This is a genomic window from Candidatus Methylomirabilota bacterium (assembly GCA_035764725.1).
Lineage (GTDB): Bacteria > Methylomirabilota > Methylomirabilia > Rokubacteriales > CSP1-6 > DASRWT01.
In genome coordinates this window covers 1-14,494 of sequence record DASTYT010000129.1, presented here as the reverse complement: position 1 = coordinate 14,494, position 14,494 = coordinate 1, and the positions used below count along the sequence as shown (strand labels likewise).

At 70.5% G+C, this 14,494-nt stretch carries 15 protein-coding genes; 13 read left to right on the top strand and 2 right to left on the bottom strand.

Annotated features, from left to right (window positions below; translation table 11 throughout):
• Positions 1–19: 19 nt before the first annotated feature.
• On the top strand, positions 20–901 hold the full coding sequence (locus VFX14_21335) for an NAD(P)-dependent oxidoreductase (protein HEU5192242.1): 882 nt from the start codon (positions 20–22) through the stop codon (positions 899–901).
• On the opposite strand, the gene VFX14_21330 is transcribed toward VFX14_21335, so the two are convergent.
• A complete protein-coding gene (locus VFX14_21330) occupies positions 891–1,946 on the bottom strand; it encodes a VacJ family lipoprotein (protein HEU5192241.1) in 1,056 nt (351 codons plus the stop codon). The genes VFX14_21335 and VFX14_21330 overlap by 11 nt on opposite strands.
• Positions 1,947–2,175: 229 nt before the next feature.
• Here VFX14_21330 and VFX14_21325 point away from each other — a divergent pair, with 229 nt between their 5' ends.
• The 12 genes from VFX14_21325 (at position 2,176) to VFX14_21270 (ending at position 13,547) form a co-directional block, all read left to right on the top strand.
• A complete protein-coding gene (locus VFX14_21325) occupies positions 2,176–4,032 on the top strand; it encodes a 3-oxoacyl-[acyl-carrier-protein] synthase III C-terminal domain-containing protein (GenBank protein ID HEU5192240.1) in 1,857 nt (618 codons plus the stop codon).
• Positions 4,029–4,661 carry an alpha/beta fold hydrolase gene (locus VFX14_21320; protein ID HEU5192239.1) on the top strand — a complete coding sequence of 211 codons (633 nt, stop codon included), beginning with the start codon at positions 4,029–4,031 and terminating at the stop codon, positions 4,659–4,661. The genes VFX14_21325 and VFX14_21320 overlap by 4 nt, the downstream gene beginning before the upstream one ends.
• Positions 4,662–4,943: 282 nt before the next feature.
• On the top strand, positions 4,944–5,351 hold the full coding sequence (locus VFX14_21315) for an adenylate/guanylate cyclase domain-containing protein (GenBank protein HEU5192238.1): 408 nt from the start codon (positions 4,944–4,946) through the stop codon (positions 5,349–5,351).
• A 25-nt stretch (positions 5,352–5,376) separates the two neighbouring features.
• Positions 5,377–6,357, top strand: a complete 981-nt coding sequence (locus tag VFX14_21310; protein ID HEU5192237.1) for a uroporphyrinogen decarboxylase family protein — start codon at positions 5,377–5,379, stop codon at positions 6,355–6,357.
• Entirely contained in the window at positions 6,354–7,844 is a 1,491-nt protein-coding gene (locus VFX14_21305; protein HEU5192236.1) for an ABC transporter substrate-binding protein, read from the top strand. The genes VFX14_21310 and VFX14_21305 overlap by 4 nt, the downstream gene beginning before the upstream one ends.
• Before the next feature lies 1 nt (position 7,845).
• Positions 7,846–8,637, top strand: coding sequence for an ABC transporter ATP-binding protein (locus tag VFX14_21300; GenBank protein ID HEU5192235.1), 792 nt, complete (start codon positions 7,846–7,848; stop codon positions 8,635–8,637).
• Positions 8,638–8,645: 8 nt separating this feature from the next.
• Positions 8,646–9,386 (top strand): ABC transporter ATP-binding protein, encoded by a 741-nt coding sequence (locus tag VFX14_21295; protein ID HEU5192234.1) that lies wholly within the window; start codon positions 8,646–8,648, stop codon positions 9,384–9,386.
• Positions 9,386–10,012: a pyridoxamine 5'-phosphate oxidase family protein gene (locus VFX14_21290; GenBank protein ID HEU5192233.1), complete on the top strand. Its 627-nt coding sequence runs from the start codon at positions 9,386–9,388 to the stop codon at positions 10,010–10,012. The genes VFX14_21295 and VFX14_21290 overlap by 1 nt, the downstream gene beginning before the upstream one ends.
• Positions 10,013–10,043: 31 nt before the next feature.
• Positions 10,044–11,258, top strand: coding sequence for an ABC transporter substrate-binding protein (locus tag VFX14_21285; protein HEU5192232.1), 1,215 nt, complete (start codon positions 10,044–10,046; stop codon positions 11,256–11,258).
• Positions 11,259–11,261: 3 nt separating this feature from the next.
• On the top strand, positions 11,262–12,125 hold the full coding sequence (locus tag VFX14_21280; protein HEU5192231.1) for a branched-chain amino acid ABC transporter permease: 864 nt from the start codon (positions 11,262–11,264) through the stop codon (positions 12,123–12,125).
• Between the two features lie 7 nt (positions 12,126–12,132).
• On the top strand, positions 12,133–13,056 hold the full coding sequence (locus VFX14_21275) for a branched-chain amino acid ABC transporter permease (protein ID HEU5192230.1): 924 nt from the start codon (positions 12,133–12,135) through the stop codon (positions 13,054–13,056).
• Positions 13,053–13,547, top strand: coding sequence for a GAF domain-containing protein (locus tag VFX14_21270; GenBank protein ID HEU5192229.1), 495 nt, complete (start codon positions 13,053–13,055; stop codon positions 13,545–13,547). The genes VFX14_21275 and VFX14_21270 overlap by 4 nt, the downstream gene beginning before the upstream one ends.
• Before the next feature lie 26 nt (positions 13,548–13,573).
• Here the strand turns inward: VFX14_21270 and VFX14_21265 are convergent, their stop codons facing one another.
• Positions 13,574–14,275 carry a helix-turn-helix domain-containing protein gene (locus tag VFX14_21265; protein HEU5192228.1) on the bottom strand — a complete coding sequence of 234 codons (702 nt, stop codon included), beginning with the start codon at positions 14,273–14,275 and terminating at the stop codon, positions 13,574–13,576.
• Positions 14,276–14,494 lie beyond the last annotated feature (219 nt).

Genomic DNA, 14,494 nt, shown 5'->3' with positions numbered 1-14,494 from the left:
CGAACCCGGAGACCTGCCCATGCATGTCGGCTTCGTCGGAACCGGAAACATGGGCCGCCCCATGGCGGCCAACGTCCTCAAGGCCGGGCATACGCTGACGGTCTTCGATCTCAGCCCCGCGGCCACGGCTCCCCTGGAGAAGGCCGGCGCCACGCGGGCCGCCGGCCTTCCGGCGCTGGCGTCATCGGTGCGGGTGACGCTCATGAGCCTGCCCGATGCGAAGGCCGTCGAGGCAGCGCTGTTCGGCGCGGGCGGCGCTCCCGGATTGATGTCCGGGGCGAAGGCGGGCGATTTCATCTTCGACCTCTCGACGGTCGGACCCGCCAGCACACGGGCCTTGGCCGCCCGGACCGCCCAGCAGGGCGTGCGTCTGGTCGACGCGCCTGTGAGCGGCAGCGTGAGCGGCGCCGAGGCGGGGACGCTGGCCGTGATGATCGGGGCGCCCGAGGCCGACGTGAAGGCGTTCGCGCCGATCTTCCGCGCCATCGGCAAGAGCCTCTTCTTCCTCGGCGAGGTCGGGAAGGGGAACATCCTGAAGCTCCTCAACAACTACGTCGCCCTCACCAATCAAGCGGCGCTGTGCGAGGCGATGGCCCTGGCCGACCGGCTGGGTGTATCCCGCCAGACCGTGGGCGACGTGGTGGGCAAGAGCTCCGGCGCCAGCTTCATCCTGGAGCGGAAGCTCGCCGCCCTCGTCAAGCACGACTACAGCCCCGGCTTCTTCGTGGATTTGGCCCGGAAGGACCTTGGGCTGGGCCTCGACCTCATGGCGGAGACCAAGGGCCAGAGCGCGGTGGGACGCGCGGCGTGGGAGCTCTACGGGCGGGCGAGCGAGGCCGGGCTGGGGAAGCTCGACACTTGCGGCCTGCTGGGACTGCTTGAGCCCCGGCCTACTCCTTGACCTGCCGCTCCCGGCGCTGGAGGTAAGCGTTGCGGACCGCGGTGTAGAGATCCACCGTGGTCTCCTCGACGCCCTCGAACGCCTCCAGGTTCAGCGACCGGTCATTGATGATGTTGACAGCCTTCATGATCAGGCGCGTCGGGATGAACCCCACGAGGTAGCCCAGCGGATCCATGGCGCTGTCCACGCCGATGCCGATGCCGTCCCGGACGGTCATCGGCGGCAAGAACGGTAAGACCAGGAAGGGTCCCGGCCCCACCCCCCAGACTCCGAGCGTTTGCCCGAAATCCTCCCTGCTCGGCTCGATGCCCCATTCCTGCTTGGCCATGTCCCAGAGCCCGCCGATCCCGACCGTGGAGTTGAGGAGGAAGCGCGCGAGCTCGCGGCCCGCCCCCGCCCACTTGGCCTGGAGCAGGCTGTTCACGAAGCGCGGCACGAAGGTGATATTCAGGAAGCCCCGGTCGATCATCCGTTGCACCTCGTCCGGGACGATGAAGTTGTAGCCCTTGGCGACGGGCTTCAGCACGTACTTGTCGAAGTTGTAGTTGAACCTGAACATCTTCTCGTTGAACGACTCCCAGGGGTCGTACTCCTCGAGGGGCGGCTCCAGCGGCGGGCCGCTCTCCGGGGTGGTCTGGGCGACCGTCATGGTCTCGGCGAGCGCGATCAGGTAGGGCGTCATCGTGGCGTCGGTGATCGACGCCATCGGGAGGAGCTCGGCCTCGCCCTCGGTGGCGCCGGCGGCGCCCACGATGGGCGCGGCGGTCCCCATCACGGCCTCGTCCCGCTCGGGGCCGGCGCCGCCTACCACGAGCGCATCGGGATTCGCCAGCGCGGCGGCCACAACGGGCTCGGCGAGGAGCGTGTCGGGGGCGGGCTTGGGGGCGTCGGGAGGCACCACCGTCGCGGCCAGGAGGACCTCCGTCTCGGCATGGAGACCACCCGACACCGAGCCGCAGCCGCCGACCGCGAGGCCTACCAGGAGGAACAGCGTCCCCAGGACGGCTCCGAGCGCATGGCGTCCCGGGACCCTTCGCCCAGCCACTGCTGGTCCAGAAATGTCCGACTTCACTCGCTCTCTGACTCTCCTCACGATCCAGGCATGCAGAGCGGGTCGCCCGGCGCAAACAAGCAACGGGGGTGCCCTGGGCACCCCGCGGCGATACTCGCACCTATCCGGTGGACGTGGCAAGCGTTTTCCGTCACGGGAGCGACGTTGACAGCCCCTGGGGCCGGCGGTAGGGTTCCGCCAGACGCGCGCCGGGAGGCCAGGCATGAAGCCATTCGTCGTCAACCGCTACGGCCGGATCGTCTTCCCCGAGAGCTTCTTCCCCGAGCTCGACTTCTCGGTGTTCGAGACCCTCGAGCAGTTCGCGGCGGTGATCAAGCGGGACTTCGAGGAAAAGGCCCCCAACGAGACGGACATCGTCGCGCGCATCGAGGCCAGGACCTATGGCGGGCGCTACGAGCTCTTGCGCGACCTCGCCCTGAACCTCTTCTGGGTGAACCGCTACGCGATGACGATGTACGAGAAGCGCCCCACGCGCTGGCGCGACGTGGCCCGCCAGCGCGACGACGTCTTCCTGCCCGTCTTCAAGCCGTGGGACGGGGCGGAGCTCACCGCGGCGATCGAGGCCGGCTACCGCGGGCTCGGGCCGTCGTGGGACGAGGGCACCGAGGACAAGATCTTCCGCATCCTCCTCGACGTGTTCCGCCACAAGAAGGGCGCGGGCGCGGAGCTCCCCGCCATCAAGCCCACGGTGGCCGAGCTCCTCGGGAGCCCGAAAAGCCTCACCTATCACCTGCTCGCGTACAATCCCGACTTTCCCGGCTACGGCTACAACGACATCATCGAGTACGCGCACACCGTGCCCGAGCTCGAGGCGGTGATGCGGCAGGCCATGGTGCTCCACAACCAGTATCGCTGGGACCGCGCGCGCACGCGCCTCACCGAGGTCGGCCAGCTCCACGACGACGACTACGTGGTGGTCTTCCACCCGCGCAACGACGACGTGCTCGATTTCATCCGGCGGGTCAAGACGGGCCGCCGCGGCCGCTCGCGCCGGCCCGCCCCCGCCGAGTCGCGCCGTCCGCTGTCGCCGTATCCGCCGGTCGCGGTGGCCAAGCGCTTCAGCGTCCTGCCGCGTCTGGAGGCGCTGGCCGTCTACAAGGGCGAGCGCCCGTGCACCAACGACGACTTGATCCGCAACGCCGCCTACTGCTGGTCGCCGATGAGCGCAGAGGAGATCGAGCGCAAGACCGGGATCACCCAGCGGCTCTACACCGAGCTGGATCTCGACCACATCGCGCTTCTTGCCGCCCGCCGGGCTCTCGAGAAGTCCGGCCGCCGGCCCGAGGAGATCGGCGCCGTGCTCTTCTGCTCGTGCACGAGCGTGAAGATGATGCCGTCGCTGGCGACCTGGCTGTCGAGCCAGCTCGGCATCTTCCAGACGCGCGCCTCCTTCGACATGGTGGCGGCGTGCGCGGGGCTGCCGTACGGCCTCTCCGAGGCGGTGCGCCTGCTCCAGGAGACGGAGCGGCCGGTACTGGTCGTGTGCGGGGAGAAGTTTTCCGACAAGATCGGGACCGTGCGCACCTCACGGATGATCTTCGCGGATGGCGCCGCGGCCATGGTGCTCGCGCCGGCCCCGCCGGGCGCGCCCTCGGACATCGAGGTGTACCAGACCTACGCGTCGGGGCCGGTTTCGGAGGTGGATTCGATCATCTGGCCCAATCCCGAGTTCGACAACAACATCACGGTGTTCGGCCCCGAAGTGCGCGCGCTCGCGAAGCGGTACTTGAGCCAGATGATCGACGAGATGCGCGAGCTGCCCAACACCGAGGGCGGCTCGGGGTCGCTGCTGGATGCGGTGGACCTCATCGTGCCGCATCAGGCCAACAAGACCATGGTGATCCACCTCGCCAAGGGCGCGGGCGTCGGCCCCGATCGCCTCTACTTCAACATCGGCTCGGTGGGCAACACCTCGTCGGCGAGCATCCCCATCGCTATCCACGACGCGGTGCAGGAGGGTGTCATCGACCGGCCCATGCGCATCTTTGCCCCGGGCTTTGGCGCGGGGGCGGTGGCCGGATACGTCGTCATGCGGCTGGATCCATCCGTGGTCGCGTGAGCCCCGCGCGCGGGGGGGCGCGCTCGCTCCTCCTCGTCCACGGCGCGGGGAGCGGGCCGTGGGTGTTCGACCGCTGGCCCGCGCACTTTCCCCCCGCACTCCACCTCGAGACGGTGGATCTCCAGGACGGCCTGGACGCGGCGCACGCCTCGATGGCCCAGTACGCCGACGCCGTTGCGCGCGCGGCCCAGCGGCTCGAGCATCCGGTCGTCGTGGTCGCCTGGAGCATGGGTGGCCTCGCGGCCATGATGGCGGCCGACAGCGCGGATGCCCTGGTCCTGCTCGAGGCGAGCGCGCCGGCCGAGGTGCAGGGCGTGCATCGGGACGTGCGGCCCGCGCCCGGCGTCTTCGATCCCGAGGCCGAGTACGGCGCCTTCCCGGACGGGGTGCGCGCGCGACCGGAGTCGTCGTTGGCCCGCGCCGAGCGCAAGCGCGGCATCTCGGTACCGGAGATCGCGTGCCCGGTCCTGGTGGTCTACGGGGACGAGTTCGCCGACGAGCGGGGCCGGCGCCTCGTCGAGCGGTACGGAGCGCGCGAGGTGGCGCTCCCGGGCAAGAGCCACTGGGATCTCGTGCGCGATCCGGACGCGATCCGCGCAGTGGCTGGGGCGATCGCGGCGCTCCTCTGAGGAGGGAGAAAACGACGCTTGGGGGGGCGGGAGACCAGCTCCCGCCAGCCCCCCATGGTTCGTGCGCGACATGTCGTCGCGCAACCCGGCTAGCGTCGGGTGTCGGCCTGTGGCCGTGACGAGGCGTCACCGGGTCCGGGATCGCGCCGCATCGGCGCGGTCAGCGCGGAGCCGGTGACGCAGCCATTGAGTCCGGTGGCGTCTCCATCATGGGGCCATGAGGCGCTCGTGCGAGGCCGCTGTCAAGGGGATCGTGGCGCACGGCGCCGAGCGTCCCGCGTCATGCCCTTCGGAGCGCTGCGTCGCGCAATTGTCATGGTGATCTTCCACGAGGCCGATCACGCGCGCGCGGCGGTCGCGGCGGCCCAGGGCATCCACCGCCGGGCCGGCGAGCTCAACGCCGAGTCGGGCGGCGCAGGCCCGCTCGCCATGCACATCGGAGTGAACACCGGCCCCGCGCTGCTCGGCGCGACCAAGATCGAGGGGCGGGCGGGCACGCGCTGGACCTACACCGCCTCGGGGCTAACCACCAACATCGCGGCCCGGCTGGCCGCGGCGGCGAGCGGCGGTGAGGTGGTGCTGAGCGAGAGCACGCGCGGCCGGCTCGAGGGCGCCTTCACCTGCGAGGCTCTCGGCACGCGCGAGCTGAAGAACGTCGACGCCCCGGTCCGCCTGTACCGTCTCCGCTAGTGCTAAACTCCGCGGCATGCCGACCATGACGAAGCGCGAGCGTATCGCCGCCGCCATCGCGGGCCAGCCCGTGGATCGCGTGCCCGTGGCCTTCTGGCGCCACGTCCCCGACGTCGATCACACCGCGAAGGGCCTCGCCGACGCGATGCTGGCGTTTCACCGCCGCTGGGATCTCGACCTCATCAAGATCATGTCGAGCGGCGTCTCCTGCGTGGAGGACTGGGGCTGCCGGGTCGCCTATCAGGGCTCGCCCAACGGCGCCAAGACGTGCACCGAGCATGCCGTGAAGCGCACCGGCGACTGGGCGCGGATCACGCCGCTCGATCCCGGCGCCGGGGCGCTCGGCCGCGAGCTCGAGGCGCTGCGCCTGATCGTGAAGGGGCGCGCCGACGACGCGCCCGCGCTCCACACGATCTTCTCGCCGCTCACCATCGCTCGGAAGCTCGCCGGCGACCGGCTCGACGCCGACCTGGCCGCCGGGCCGGCCGAGGTGGAGGCGGCGCTCGAGACCATCGCGGCCACCGTGACGCGCTATGCTGCGGCCGCGCGCGACGCGGGTGCGGACGGCTTCTTCTTCGCAACCCAGCACGCGAGCCGGGACGCCATCTCCGAGCGCGACTTCGAACGTTATGAGCTGCCCTACATGCGGCGCATCCTCGAGCAGCTCGCGGCGGGCGGCGGGCTCACCATGCTCCACCTCCACGGTAAGGACATCTACTTCGACGCCTGCGCCGACCTGCCCGCCGCCATCCTCAACTGGCACGACCGCCTCACCGGCCCGACGCTGGCCGAGGGTAAGCGCCGCGGCACCGTGGCGGCGGGACTGGGCGAGGCGGGGACGCTGCGTCGAGGGCCCGTCGAGGCGGTGCGCGCGGAGGCGAGCGACGCCCTCGTCCAGACCGGGGGCCGCGGCCACGTGCTCACCACCGGGTGTGTGCTCCCGCTGGACGTCCCTGACGCCAATCTCCAGGCGGTGATCGAGGCCGCGCGGAGCTTCCACGCGTGAGGACGCTCGGGGCCCGCGTCGCCGCGCTGTTCGTCCTGCTGCTCGCCGCCGCGCCCGCCTGGGCCCAGGGTGAACTGCGCGTGGCCATTCCGTGGACGCCCGAGAACCTCGACCCGACGATGAACCTCTCCTCACTCCGCTCGCAGGTGGGCGTGAGCGTGTTCGATTCGCTGGTTGGACGCGACGCCGACGGCAAGATCGTGGGCGAGCTGGCGGAGTCCTGGCGCGCGCTGGACGACCGCACCTGGCAGCTCAAGCTCCGCCGCGGCGTCACGTTCCACAACGGCGAGCCGTTCAACGCCGAGGGCGTGCGCTTCACGTTCCAGCGCGTGCTGAATCCGGAGCAGAAGTCCCCCAACCGCGCCACCGTCTCCGAGGTCGAGCGCGTGGACGTGGTGGACGACCTCACCGTGAACCTCGTGCTGCGCGCGCCGTACGCGCCGTTCCTCGCCCGGCTGATCGACTTCCCGATGGTGCCGCCGAAGTACACCGCCGAGAAGGGCAATCAGGGCCTGGCCCTCCGGCCCGTCGGCACCGGCCCCTTCCGCTTTGTCGAGCTGGTGAAGGACGACCACATGATCGTGGAGGCCTTCGACAAGCACTGGCGGGGCCAGCCGCGGATCAAGAGGATCGTCTTCAAACCCATCCCGGAGCCGTTCACTCGGGCGGCCGCGCTGCGCAACGGCGAGGTGGATCTCATCACCACGGTGCCGCCCACCCTCGTCGGCGAGCTCGACAAGGTGGCGGGCGTGCGCGTGCAGCGCGTCCCCAGCACCTGGCAGATCTACCTCGGCCTCAACGCCTTCAAGAAGCCGCTGTCCGACGTCCGCGTCCGCCAGGCGCTCAACTACGCCACCGACGTGGACGCCATCATCAAGAACGTGATGGACGGCAACGGCCGGCGCCTCGAGGGCCCGTTCACTCCCAACGTGTTCGGATTCGACCCCTCGGTCAAGGGCTACGCGCCCGATCCGGCCCGCGCCCGGCGCCTGCTGGCCGAGGCCGGCTATCCCGACGGCGTCGAGGTGACGCTGGACGCGCCCGCCGGCCGCTATCAAGGGGACAAGGAGATCGCGGAGGCGCTGGGCGGACAGTGGCAGAAGGCGGGGTTCCGCCCGAAGGTCCAGGTCGCGGAGTGGGGCGCCTACTTCAAGAAGTACCTGGGCAAGCAGATGCAGGACGCGTATCTGCTCGGTCTCGGCGGCCCCATGCAAGACGCCGACGAGCTTTATAACCTGGTCTCCTCCAAGGGACGCGGGCTCTACTACAAGAACGAGCGGGTCGACGAGCTGTTCGATCAAGGCCGCGCGACGACGGACCCGACCCGCCGCCGCAAGGTCTACGCGGACCTCGCGCGCGCCATGATCGAAGACGCGACGTGGGTGTTCCTGATGCAGCAGGTGGACATCTACGCCACGCGCGATCGCCTGGTCTGGACGCCCCGTCCCGACCAGTGGCTGCTCTTTCACTCGGCCATGCTGAAGTAGCGTGCCCGCGCTCCTCGAGGTCGCCGGGCTCCGCCGCGCGTTCTATGGCGTCCAGGCCCTGGCCGGCGCCGACCTCCGCGTGCGCGCGGGCACCATCACCGGCCTGATCGGCCCGAACGGGGCGGGGAAGACCACGCTCTTCAACTGTGTCTCCGGGCTGATCCCCCCCGACGCGGGCCGCGTCGTGTTCGACGGCGAGGACATGACGGGGTGGCGCGCGGATCGGGTCACGCGGCGCGGACTGGTGCGCACGTTCCAGATCGCGCGCGGCTTCCCGCGCCTGTCCGTGCTGGAAAATCTCATGCTCTACGGCGCCCGGCAGCCCGGGGAGGCGCTCTGGCGGGCGCTCGCCCGGCCGCGCGCGGTCGCCGAGCGCGAGGACGCCCTGCGGGCGCGCGCCTTCGACGTGGCCCGCCGCCTCAACCTGATGCCGGTCGTCAACGCGGCGGCATCCGACCTGTCGGGCGGGCAGAAGAAGCTGCTCGAGCTGGGCCGCGCGCTCATGACCGATCCCAAGTTGATCCTGCTCGACGAGCCGATCGCGGGCGTCAATCCCACGCTCGCCGGCGAGATCGCCCGGCACCTCGCGTCACTGCGCGCCGACGGCATCACCTTCCTCATCATCGAGCATCACCTCGACGTGATCGCACGCCTCTGCGACCCCGTGATCGTGCTCGCGGAGGGCCGGCACCTCGCGGAAGGCTCCTTCGCCGCGCTCGCGGCCGACCCGCGCGTCCAGGAGGCCTACATGGGAAGAAGAATGGTTGGCGAGCCGCAGCCGCAGGCGAGGTGAGCGGATACATGATGGGTCCCGAGCGGAGCGAGGGCCGCGTGACGCTGCTCGCGTGCGAGGGCCTGGTCGCAGGCTACAGCGCCGCCGATGAGGTGCTGAAAGGCGTGGACCTCACCATCGAGCGCGGTGAGATCGTGAGCATCATCGGCCCGAACGGCGCGGGCAAGTCCACCCTGCTCAAGGTGGTCGCGGGGATCCTGACGCCGAGTCGGGGCACCGTGCGGCTCGGCGACCGGGCGATCCAGGGCCGGGCCCCGCGGGAGATCTCCGCGCTCGGCGTCGCGTTCGTGCCGCAGGAGCAGAACATCTTCCCCACGATGTCGGTGCGCGAGAACCTCGAGATCGGCGGCTACGTGGACCCCGTCGGCGCCCGCCGGCGGATCGACGCGATCTTCGAGCGCTTCCCCGCGCTCGGCGAGAAGCGCCGTCACGCCGCGCGCACGCTGTCGGGCGGGCAGCGGCAGATCCTCGCGATGGCCATGGCGCTGATGGTGGATCCGGCCCTGCTGCTGCTCGACGAGCCCTCGGCGGGACTGGCGCCCCAGGCGGCGGAGCGGCTCTTCGAGACCATTGCCGCCATCAATGCCGATGGCGTGTCCATTGCCATGGTGGAGCAGAACGCACTCGAGGCCCTCGCCATCGCCCGGCGCGGTTATATTCTTGTGGACGGCCGGAACAGCCGGACGGGGCCCGCCGCCGAGCTGGCGGCGGACGCCGAGGTGAGACGGATATTCCTGGGGGGTGCGTGATGACGTTCAAGGACGTGGTGACGTCGGTGGAGGAGCTGCGCGCGCTCATGGGCGAGCCCAGCGAGCTGGCGCTGCGCAAGGACATCGGCCGGCTCGATCAGCACTGCCGCGCGTTCATCGCGCGCTCCCCGTTCGTGCTGATCGCGACGGCGGACCGATCCGGCCGCTGTGACGTGAGCCCCAAGGGCGACGCGCCCGGATTCGTCGAGGTGCTGGACGAGCGGCACCTCATCATTCCGGACCGTCCGGGCAACAAGCGCTACGACGGGATCCGCAACCTCATCGAGAATCCCGGGATCGGCCTCCTGTTCCTCGTGCCGCGCAGCGAGGAGACCCTGCGCGTCAACGGCCGCGCCCAGATCGTCCGCGACGCCGACGTGCTGGCGCGCTTCGCGGTGCAGGGAAAGCTCCCGCAGCTCGCCATCGCCGTCGAGGTGCAGGAGAGCTTCCTCCACTGCGCGAAGTGCGTGAAGCGCTCGGGGCTGTGGGACGCCGCCCGGTGGCCCGATCTCGCCGGGCTTGCCTCGCCGGCCCAGATGTTCCTCGACCACGCCAAGCCGCGCGACATGACGCTCGAGGCGCTCGAGCAGCGCCTGCAGGACGGCTACCGGAAGAACCTCTACTGAGCGCGGCCGCGAGCCGCGAGGAGACCTCACGATGAGCGACGACTCGACCCGGATCTCCCGGCGCGCCGTGCTGGCCGGCGCCACCGCGCTGGGCGCGGCGGCCCTGGCGCCGCGGCTCGCGCGCGCGCAGGGCGGGGCCATCCGCCTCGGCACCCTGACGCCGCTCACCGGCGCCGGCGGGCCTTACGGGCCGCCCATGCGCCGCGCTATGGAGTGGGTGGTGAGCGAGGTGAACGCCGCCGGCGGCGTGCTGGGCCGCAAGATCGAGCTCGCGAGCGAGGACGACCAGACCAACCCGGAGGCGGCGGTGCGTGCGGCGCGCAAGCTCATCGACGTGGACAAGGTGGCGGCGATCATGGGCACGTGGGCCTCCGCGGTCACCACCGCGGTGGCGCCGCTCTGCTGGGAGTCCAAGACCTTCCTCACCACGGTGTCCGGATCGGACACCATCACCCAGCTCCCGCATCAGGGCTATCTCGTCCGCACCCAGCCGAACACGCATCTGCAGATCGGCAAGCTCGGCGAGTTCATCCTCTCGCTGAAGTCCAAGCGCGTGTTCGTGCTGGCCGCGCAGACCCCGTTCGCGGTGCCGTCGCAGAAGCGCCTCGCTGAGGTGCTCGGCAAGGGCGGCTCGGAGCTGGTGGGCGGGGTCATCTACGACAAGGACAAAGCGACGTTCCGGTCGGAGATCGACCAGGCGCTGAAGGCGAGGCCGGACATGATCTATCTGAACGGCTACACGCCGGACACGACGGTGGTGATGAAGGAGCTCTACAAGGCCGGCTACACCGGCGCCAAGATCGCCCAGGGCTACGCGGTGAACCAGAAGCTCCTGGACTCCATGCCCGCGGAGGTGTCGGACGGCACCTACACCGCCACGCCCTCGCCCGCGGTGGACTCGGCCGGTTACAAGCGCCTGGCCAAGTTCCTGGGCACCACCGACCTCGATCCCTACTCCTGCCAGTGCCACGACCACGCGAGCCTGGTCGTCCTCGCCATCGCGCACGCCAAGGGCGAGGCGACCGGCACTGCCATCAAGGACCACGTCCGCAAGATCTCGCAGGGCGGGGGCGCCAAGGTCGACAACGCGGTGGACGGGCTCAAGCTGCTCGCCCAGGGCAAGGAGATCAACTACGAGGGCGCCAGCGGGCCGTGCGACTTCACCGACACGGGCGACATCATCGACTGCAAGATCCGATACGACCAGGCCGAGAAGGGCAAGTTCAAGCAGGTGACGATTCTCTAGCGCGTGAGCGAGGTCGCGCAGCTCCTCATCAACGGTCTCGTGGCCGGCACCATCCTCGCGGTGCCGGCCATCGGCTTCACTGCCATCTACGCGGTGCTCCGCTTCCCCAACTTCACGGTGGCTTCCCACGCCACCATCGGTGCCTTCGCCGGCTATGTCGCGAACACCGCCGGCGGCCTGCCCGCGTGGGCCGCGGTGGGGGTCGCATTCCTGGTGGCGGGCGCGGCCGGGGTGGTGAACGACGAGATCGTCCTCAAGCCGCTGCGTCCCGCCGGCGCCCTCACCGCGGCCATCGCCGCGGTGGCGCTCACCATCGTGCTCGAGAACGTGGTGCGCTTCATCTGGGGCAACGACCTCCGCGGCTACGATCTGCCCATCCGCCGCGACTGGCAGTGGGCCGGCCTGCGCATCGGCCCCCAGCAGGTGGAGAACCTGGTCATCGCCGTGCTCGCCATGGTCGCGCTGTTCCTCTTCCTCGCCTTCACGCGCACCGGTAAGGCCATGCGCGCGGTCGCGGACAATCCCATGCTCGCGGGCATCAAGGGCATCAATGCCGACATGGTCGCGCGGCTGGTCAACTTCGTCGGGATGGGCCTGGCCGGCGTCGGCGGCATGCTGCTGGGACTCGACACCAGCATCGACCCTCTCACCGGCTTCCGCGTGATCCTCTCCGTGTTCGCGGCCGCGGTGGTCGGCGGGCTCGGCTCGATTCCCGGCGCGGTGGTGGGCGCGCTCACCATCGGCGTGGCCGAGGAGCTCTCGCTGCTCTCTCTGGCACCGGCCTACCGCACCGCGGTGGGCTTCGCGGCCATCCTGGTGGTGCTCACGCTGCGTCCGCGCGGCCTTCTCGGCGAGCGGGCCTACTGAGGCGGCGATGGAAGGCTACCTGGTCGCCATGGCCACCTTCGCCGCGTTCTACGCCCTCCTCACCCTGGGCCTGAACCTCGTGTGGGGCATGACGGGCATGATCAATCTGGGCCTGGTCGGCTTCTACGCCGTGGGTGCCTACGTCTCGGCGCTGCTCACCAAGAAGGCGGGCTGGCCGATGCCCGCGGGGCTGCTCGCCGCCATGATTCTCGCCGCGGCGGCGGGCGCGGCGATGGCGCTCGTCACCGCGCGGCTGCGCGGCGACTATCTCGCCATCATCACGCTGGGCTTCTCCGAAGTGGTCCGCCTCGTCGCCAGCAACGAGATCTGGCTCACCAACGGCACCGACGGCATCTCGGGCATTCCGGGACCCTGGCGCGGGCAGGTGACGCCCGCCACCTTCAATCTGATCTATCTGGGCCTCGCCGTGGTCGCCGTGGCCGTGGTCTACCTGGCGATGCAGCGCGTGCGTCACTCACCGTACGGCCGTGTGCTGCGGGCCATTCGCGACGACGACCAGGTCGCCGCGGTGGCGGGCAAGCCGGTGATCGCGTTCAAGGTGGAGGCATTCGCGCTGAGCGCGGCGGTGCTGGGGCTGGCCGGCGCGCTCTACGGGCACTACACGTCCTACATCGCGCCGGAGGGCTTCGTGCCGCTCATCTCGATCTACATCGTGCTGGCCCTCACCGCCGGCGGCACCGGCAGCAACACCGGCGCGGTGGTGGGCGCCTTCCTCGTGGTCTTCTTCCTCGAGTCCACACGCTTCGTGACCGCAGCGCTGCCCGCTCTCAAGCCGGTGCAGGTGGCGGCGGTGCGCGAGTTCCTGATCGGCGCGAGCTTGATCGTGGTGCTCCGCGTGCGCCCGTCCGGCCTCATCCCCGAGCGCATGCCACGCCACGGGCTGCCCGCGCCGGCGGGAGCCACGCGTTGAAAGGGCCGGCGGTCGATCCCGCCCCCCATCTCGCCGCAGTGGCCGCCGCCCTCGCACGCCCGGGGCAGCCCGCGCCGCTCTGGGCCGCGCTCGATGCCGCGCTGGGCGTGGTCATCGGCCACAAGCTCTTCACCGTGCTGCGCTTCCACCCGGACTCGCGCGAGTCGGAGCGCTGCTACACGAATCAGCCCGTGGCGTACCCGGTCGGCGGCCGCAAGCCGTTCAACGAGAGCGCGTGGTCGCGCCAGGTGTTCGGGGAGCGGCGGCCGTACATCGGTCGCACCGCGGAGGACATCCGGACCGTCTTCTTCGACCACGCGCTGATCGCGTCGCTGGGCTGTGACGCGGTGCTGAACGTGCCGGTGGCGTACGACGGTCGCGTGCTGGGGACGCTGAATCTCCTGCACGAGGCGGACTGGTACGACGACGGCGACGTGGCCCCGGCGCTGCTCTTCGCCGCGCTCGCGGTGCCGGGCTACCTGATCCTCTAGCGCGCCGGTCGTGGCGCGCCGCCGTCTCAGCTGGCGTGCGCCGAGCGCAGGACCGCCGCGAAGTGACTCAGCTTGAGCCAGCCAGGGAACGCGTGCACCAGCTCGCGCGGCCCCTCGAGGCGCAGCCCGCCCGTCCGCGCGCCCTGCGCGAACGTCACGTGCCCGGCCCACACCCGCGCGAGCGTCGCCATGTCCGCTTGGAGGACCAGGTCGACGGGGAAGCCGGGGTCCTTGATGCAGACGTCGACGCCCGTGGGCTCGAGGACCAGCCAGGTGGTGCGCATGTTGCGGCAGCGCGCGGGGACGCCGCGTAGCTCGAAGCGCACGACCACCCGAGGCTTCGGCAGTCGTGAGAGGTCCACGCGCCGCTTGATGTTGAACATGAGCAGCCCGACGTCGAGATTCTCGGGAGAGAACTGGGTCGCCGCGTAGTGCTGTCCCCAGGCCCCGAGACCATCGACGATGCTCCGCAGCGCTTCGCCGGCTCGGGTGAGCCGGTACTCACGCCCGCGGCCGGCGGCCCGCGCGTGGCTCTGGATGACTCCGGTCTCCTCGAGCAGGTGAAGGCGCTGGGCGAGGAGGGCGCGGGAGATCAGGGGCAGGCCCTGGCGGATCTGGTTGAAGCGGGTCGAGCCGGCGAGTAGCTCGCGCAGGATCAGTGGCGTCCACCGCTCGGCGACGATCTCGCAGGCCACCGCCACCGGGCAGAACTGGCCATAGCCCTTCATGAGGGGACTCTAGGACGCCCGGGGGGGCGCGACAAGTTCATTTTTTGGTCTTTGCGACCTGCCAGGGCGTGCCCCATGCTGGGCGCGCGGAGTGGGCCGACCAGGCGCGGCTCCGCCCCCGGCCTGTGCTGGGGAACGAGGAAAGGAGCGCGCGATGAAGGTTGACCGTCGATATGCATGGCTCGGGTTCCTGGCGGCACTGCTCGTTCTCGGCGCACC

Coding starts and splice junctions, on each gene's coding strand:
- VFX14_21275 (HEU5192230.1), top strand. CDS start 12,133: ATGGAAGGCTACCTGGTCGCCATGGCCACCTTCGCCGCGTTCTACGCC.
- VFX14_21315 (HEU5192238.1), top strand. CDS start 4,944: ATGCCCTTCGGAGCGCTGCGTCGCGCAATTGTCATGGTGATCTTCCAC.
- VFX14_21285 (HEU5192232.1), top strand. CDS start 10,044: ATGAGCGACGACTCGACCCGGATCTCCCGGCGCGCCGTGCTGGCCGGC.
- VFX14_21295 (HEU5192234.1), top strand. CDS start 8,646: ATGATGGGTCCCGAGCGGAGCGAGGGCCGCGTGACGCTGCTCGCGTGC.
- VFX14_21335 (HEU5192242.1), top strand. CDS start 20: ATGCATGTCGGCTTCGTCGGAACCGGAAACATGGGCCGCCCCATGGCG.
- VFX14_21265 (HEU5192228.1), bottom strand. CDS start 14,275: ATGAAGGGCTATGGCCAGTTCTGCCCGGTGGCGGTGGCCTGCGAGATC.
- VFX14_21325 (HEU5192240.1), top strand. CDS start 2,176: ATGAAGCCATTCGTCGTCAACCGCTACGGCCGGATCGTCTTCCCCGAG.
- VFX14_21290 (HEU5192233.1), top strand. CDS start 9,386: ATGACGTTCAAGGACGTGGTGACGTCGGTGGAGGAGCTGCGCGCGCTC.
- VFX14_21310 (HEU5192237.1), top strand. CDS start 5,377: ATGACGAAGCGCGAGCGTATCGCCGCCGCCATCGCGGGCCAGCCCGTG.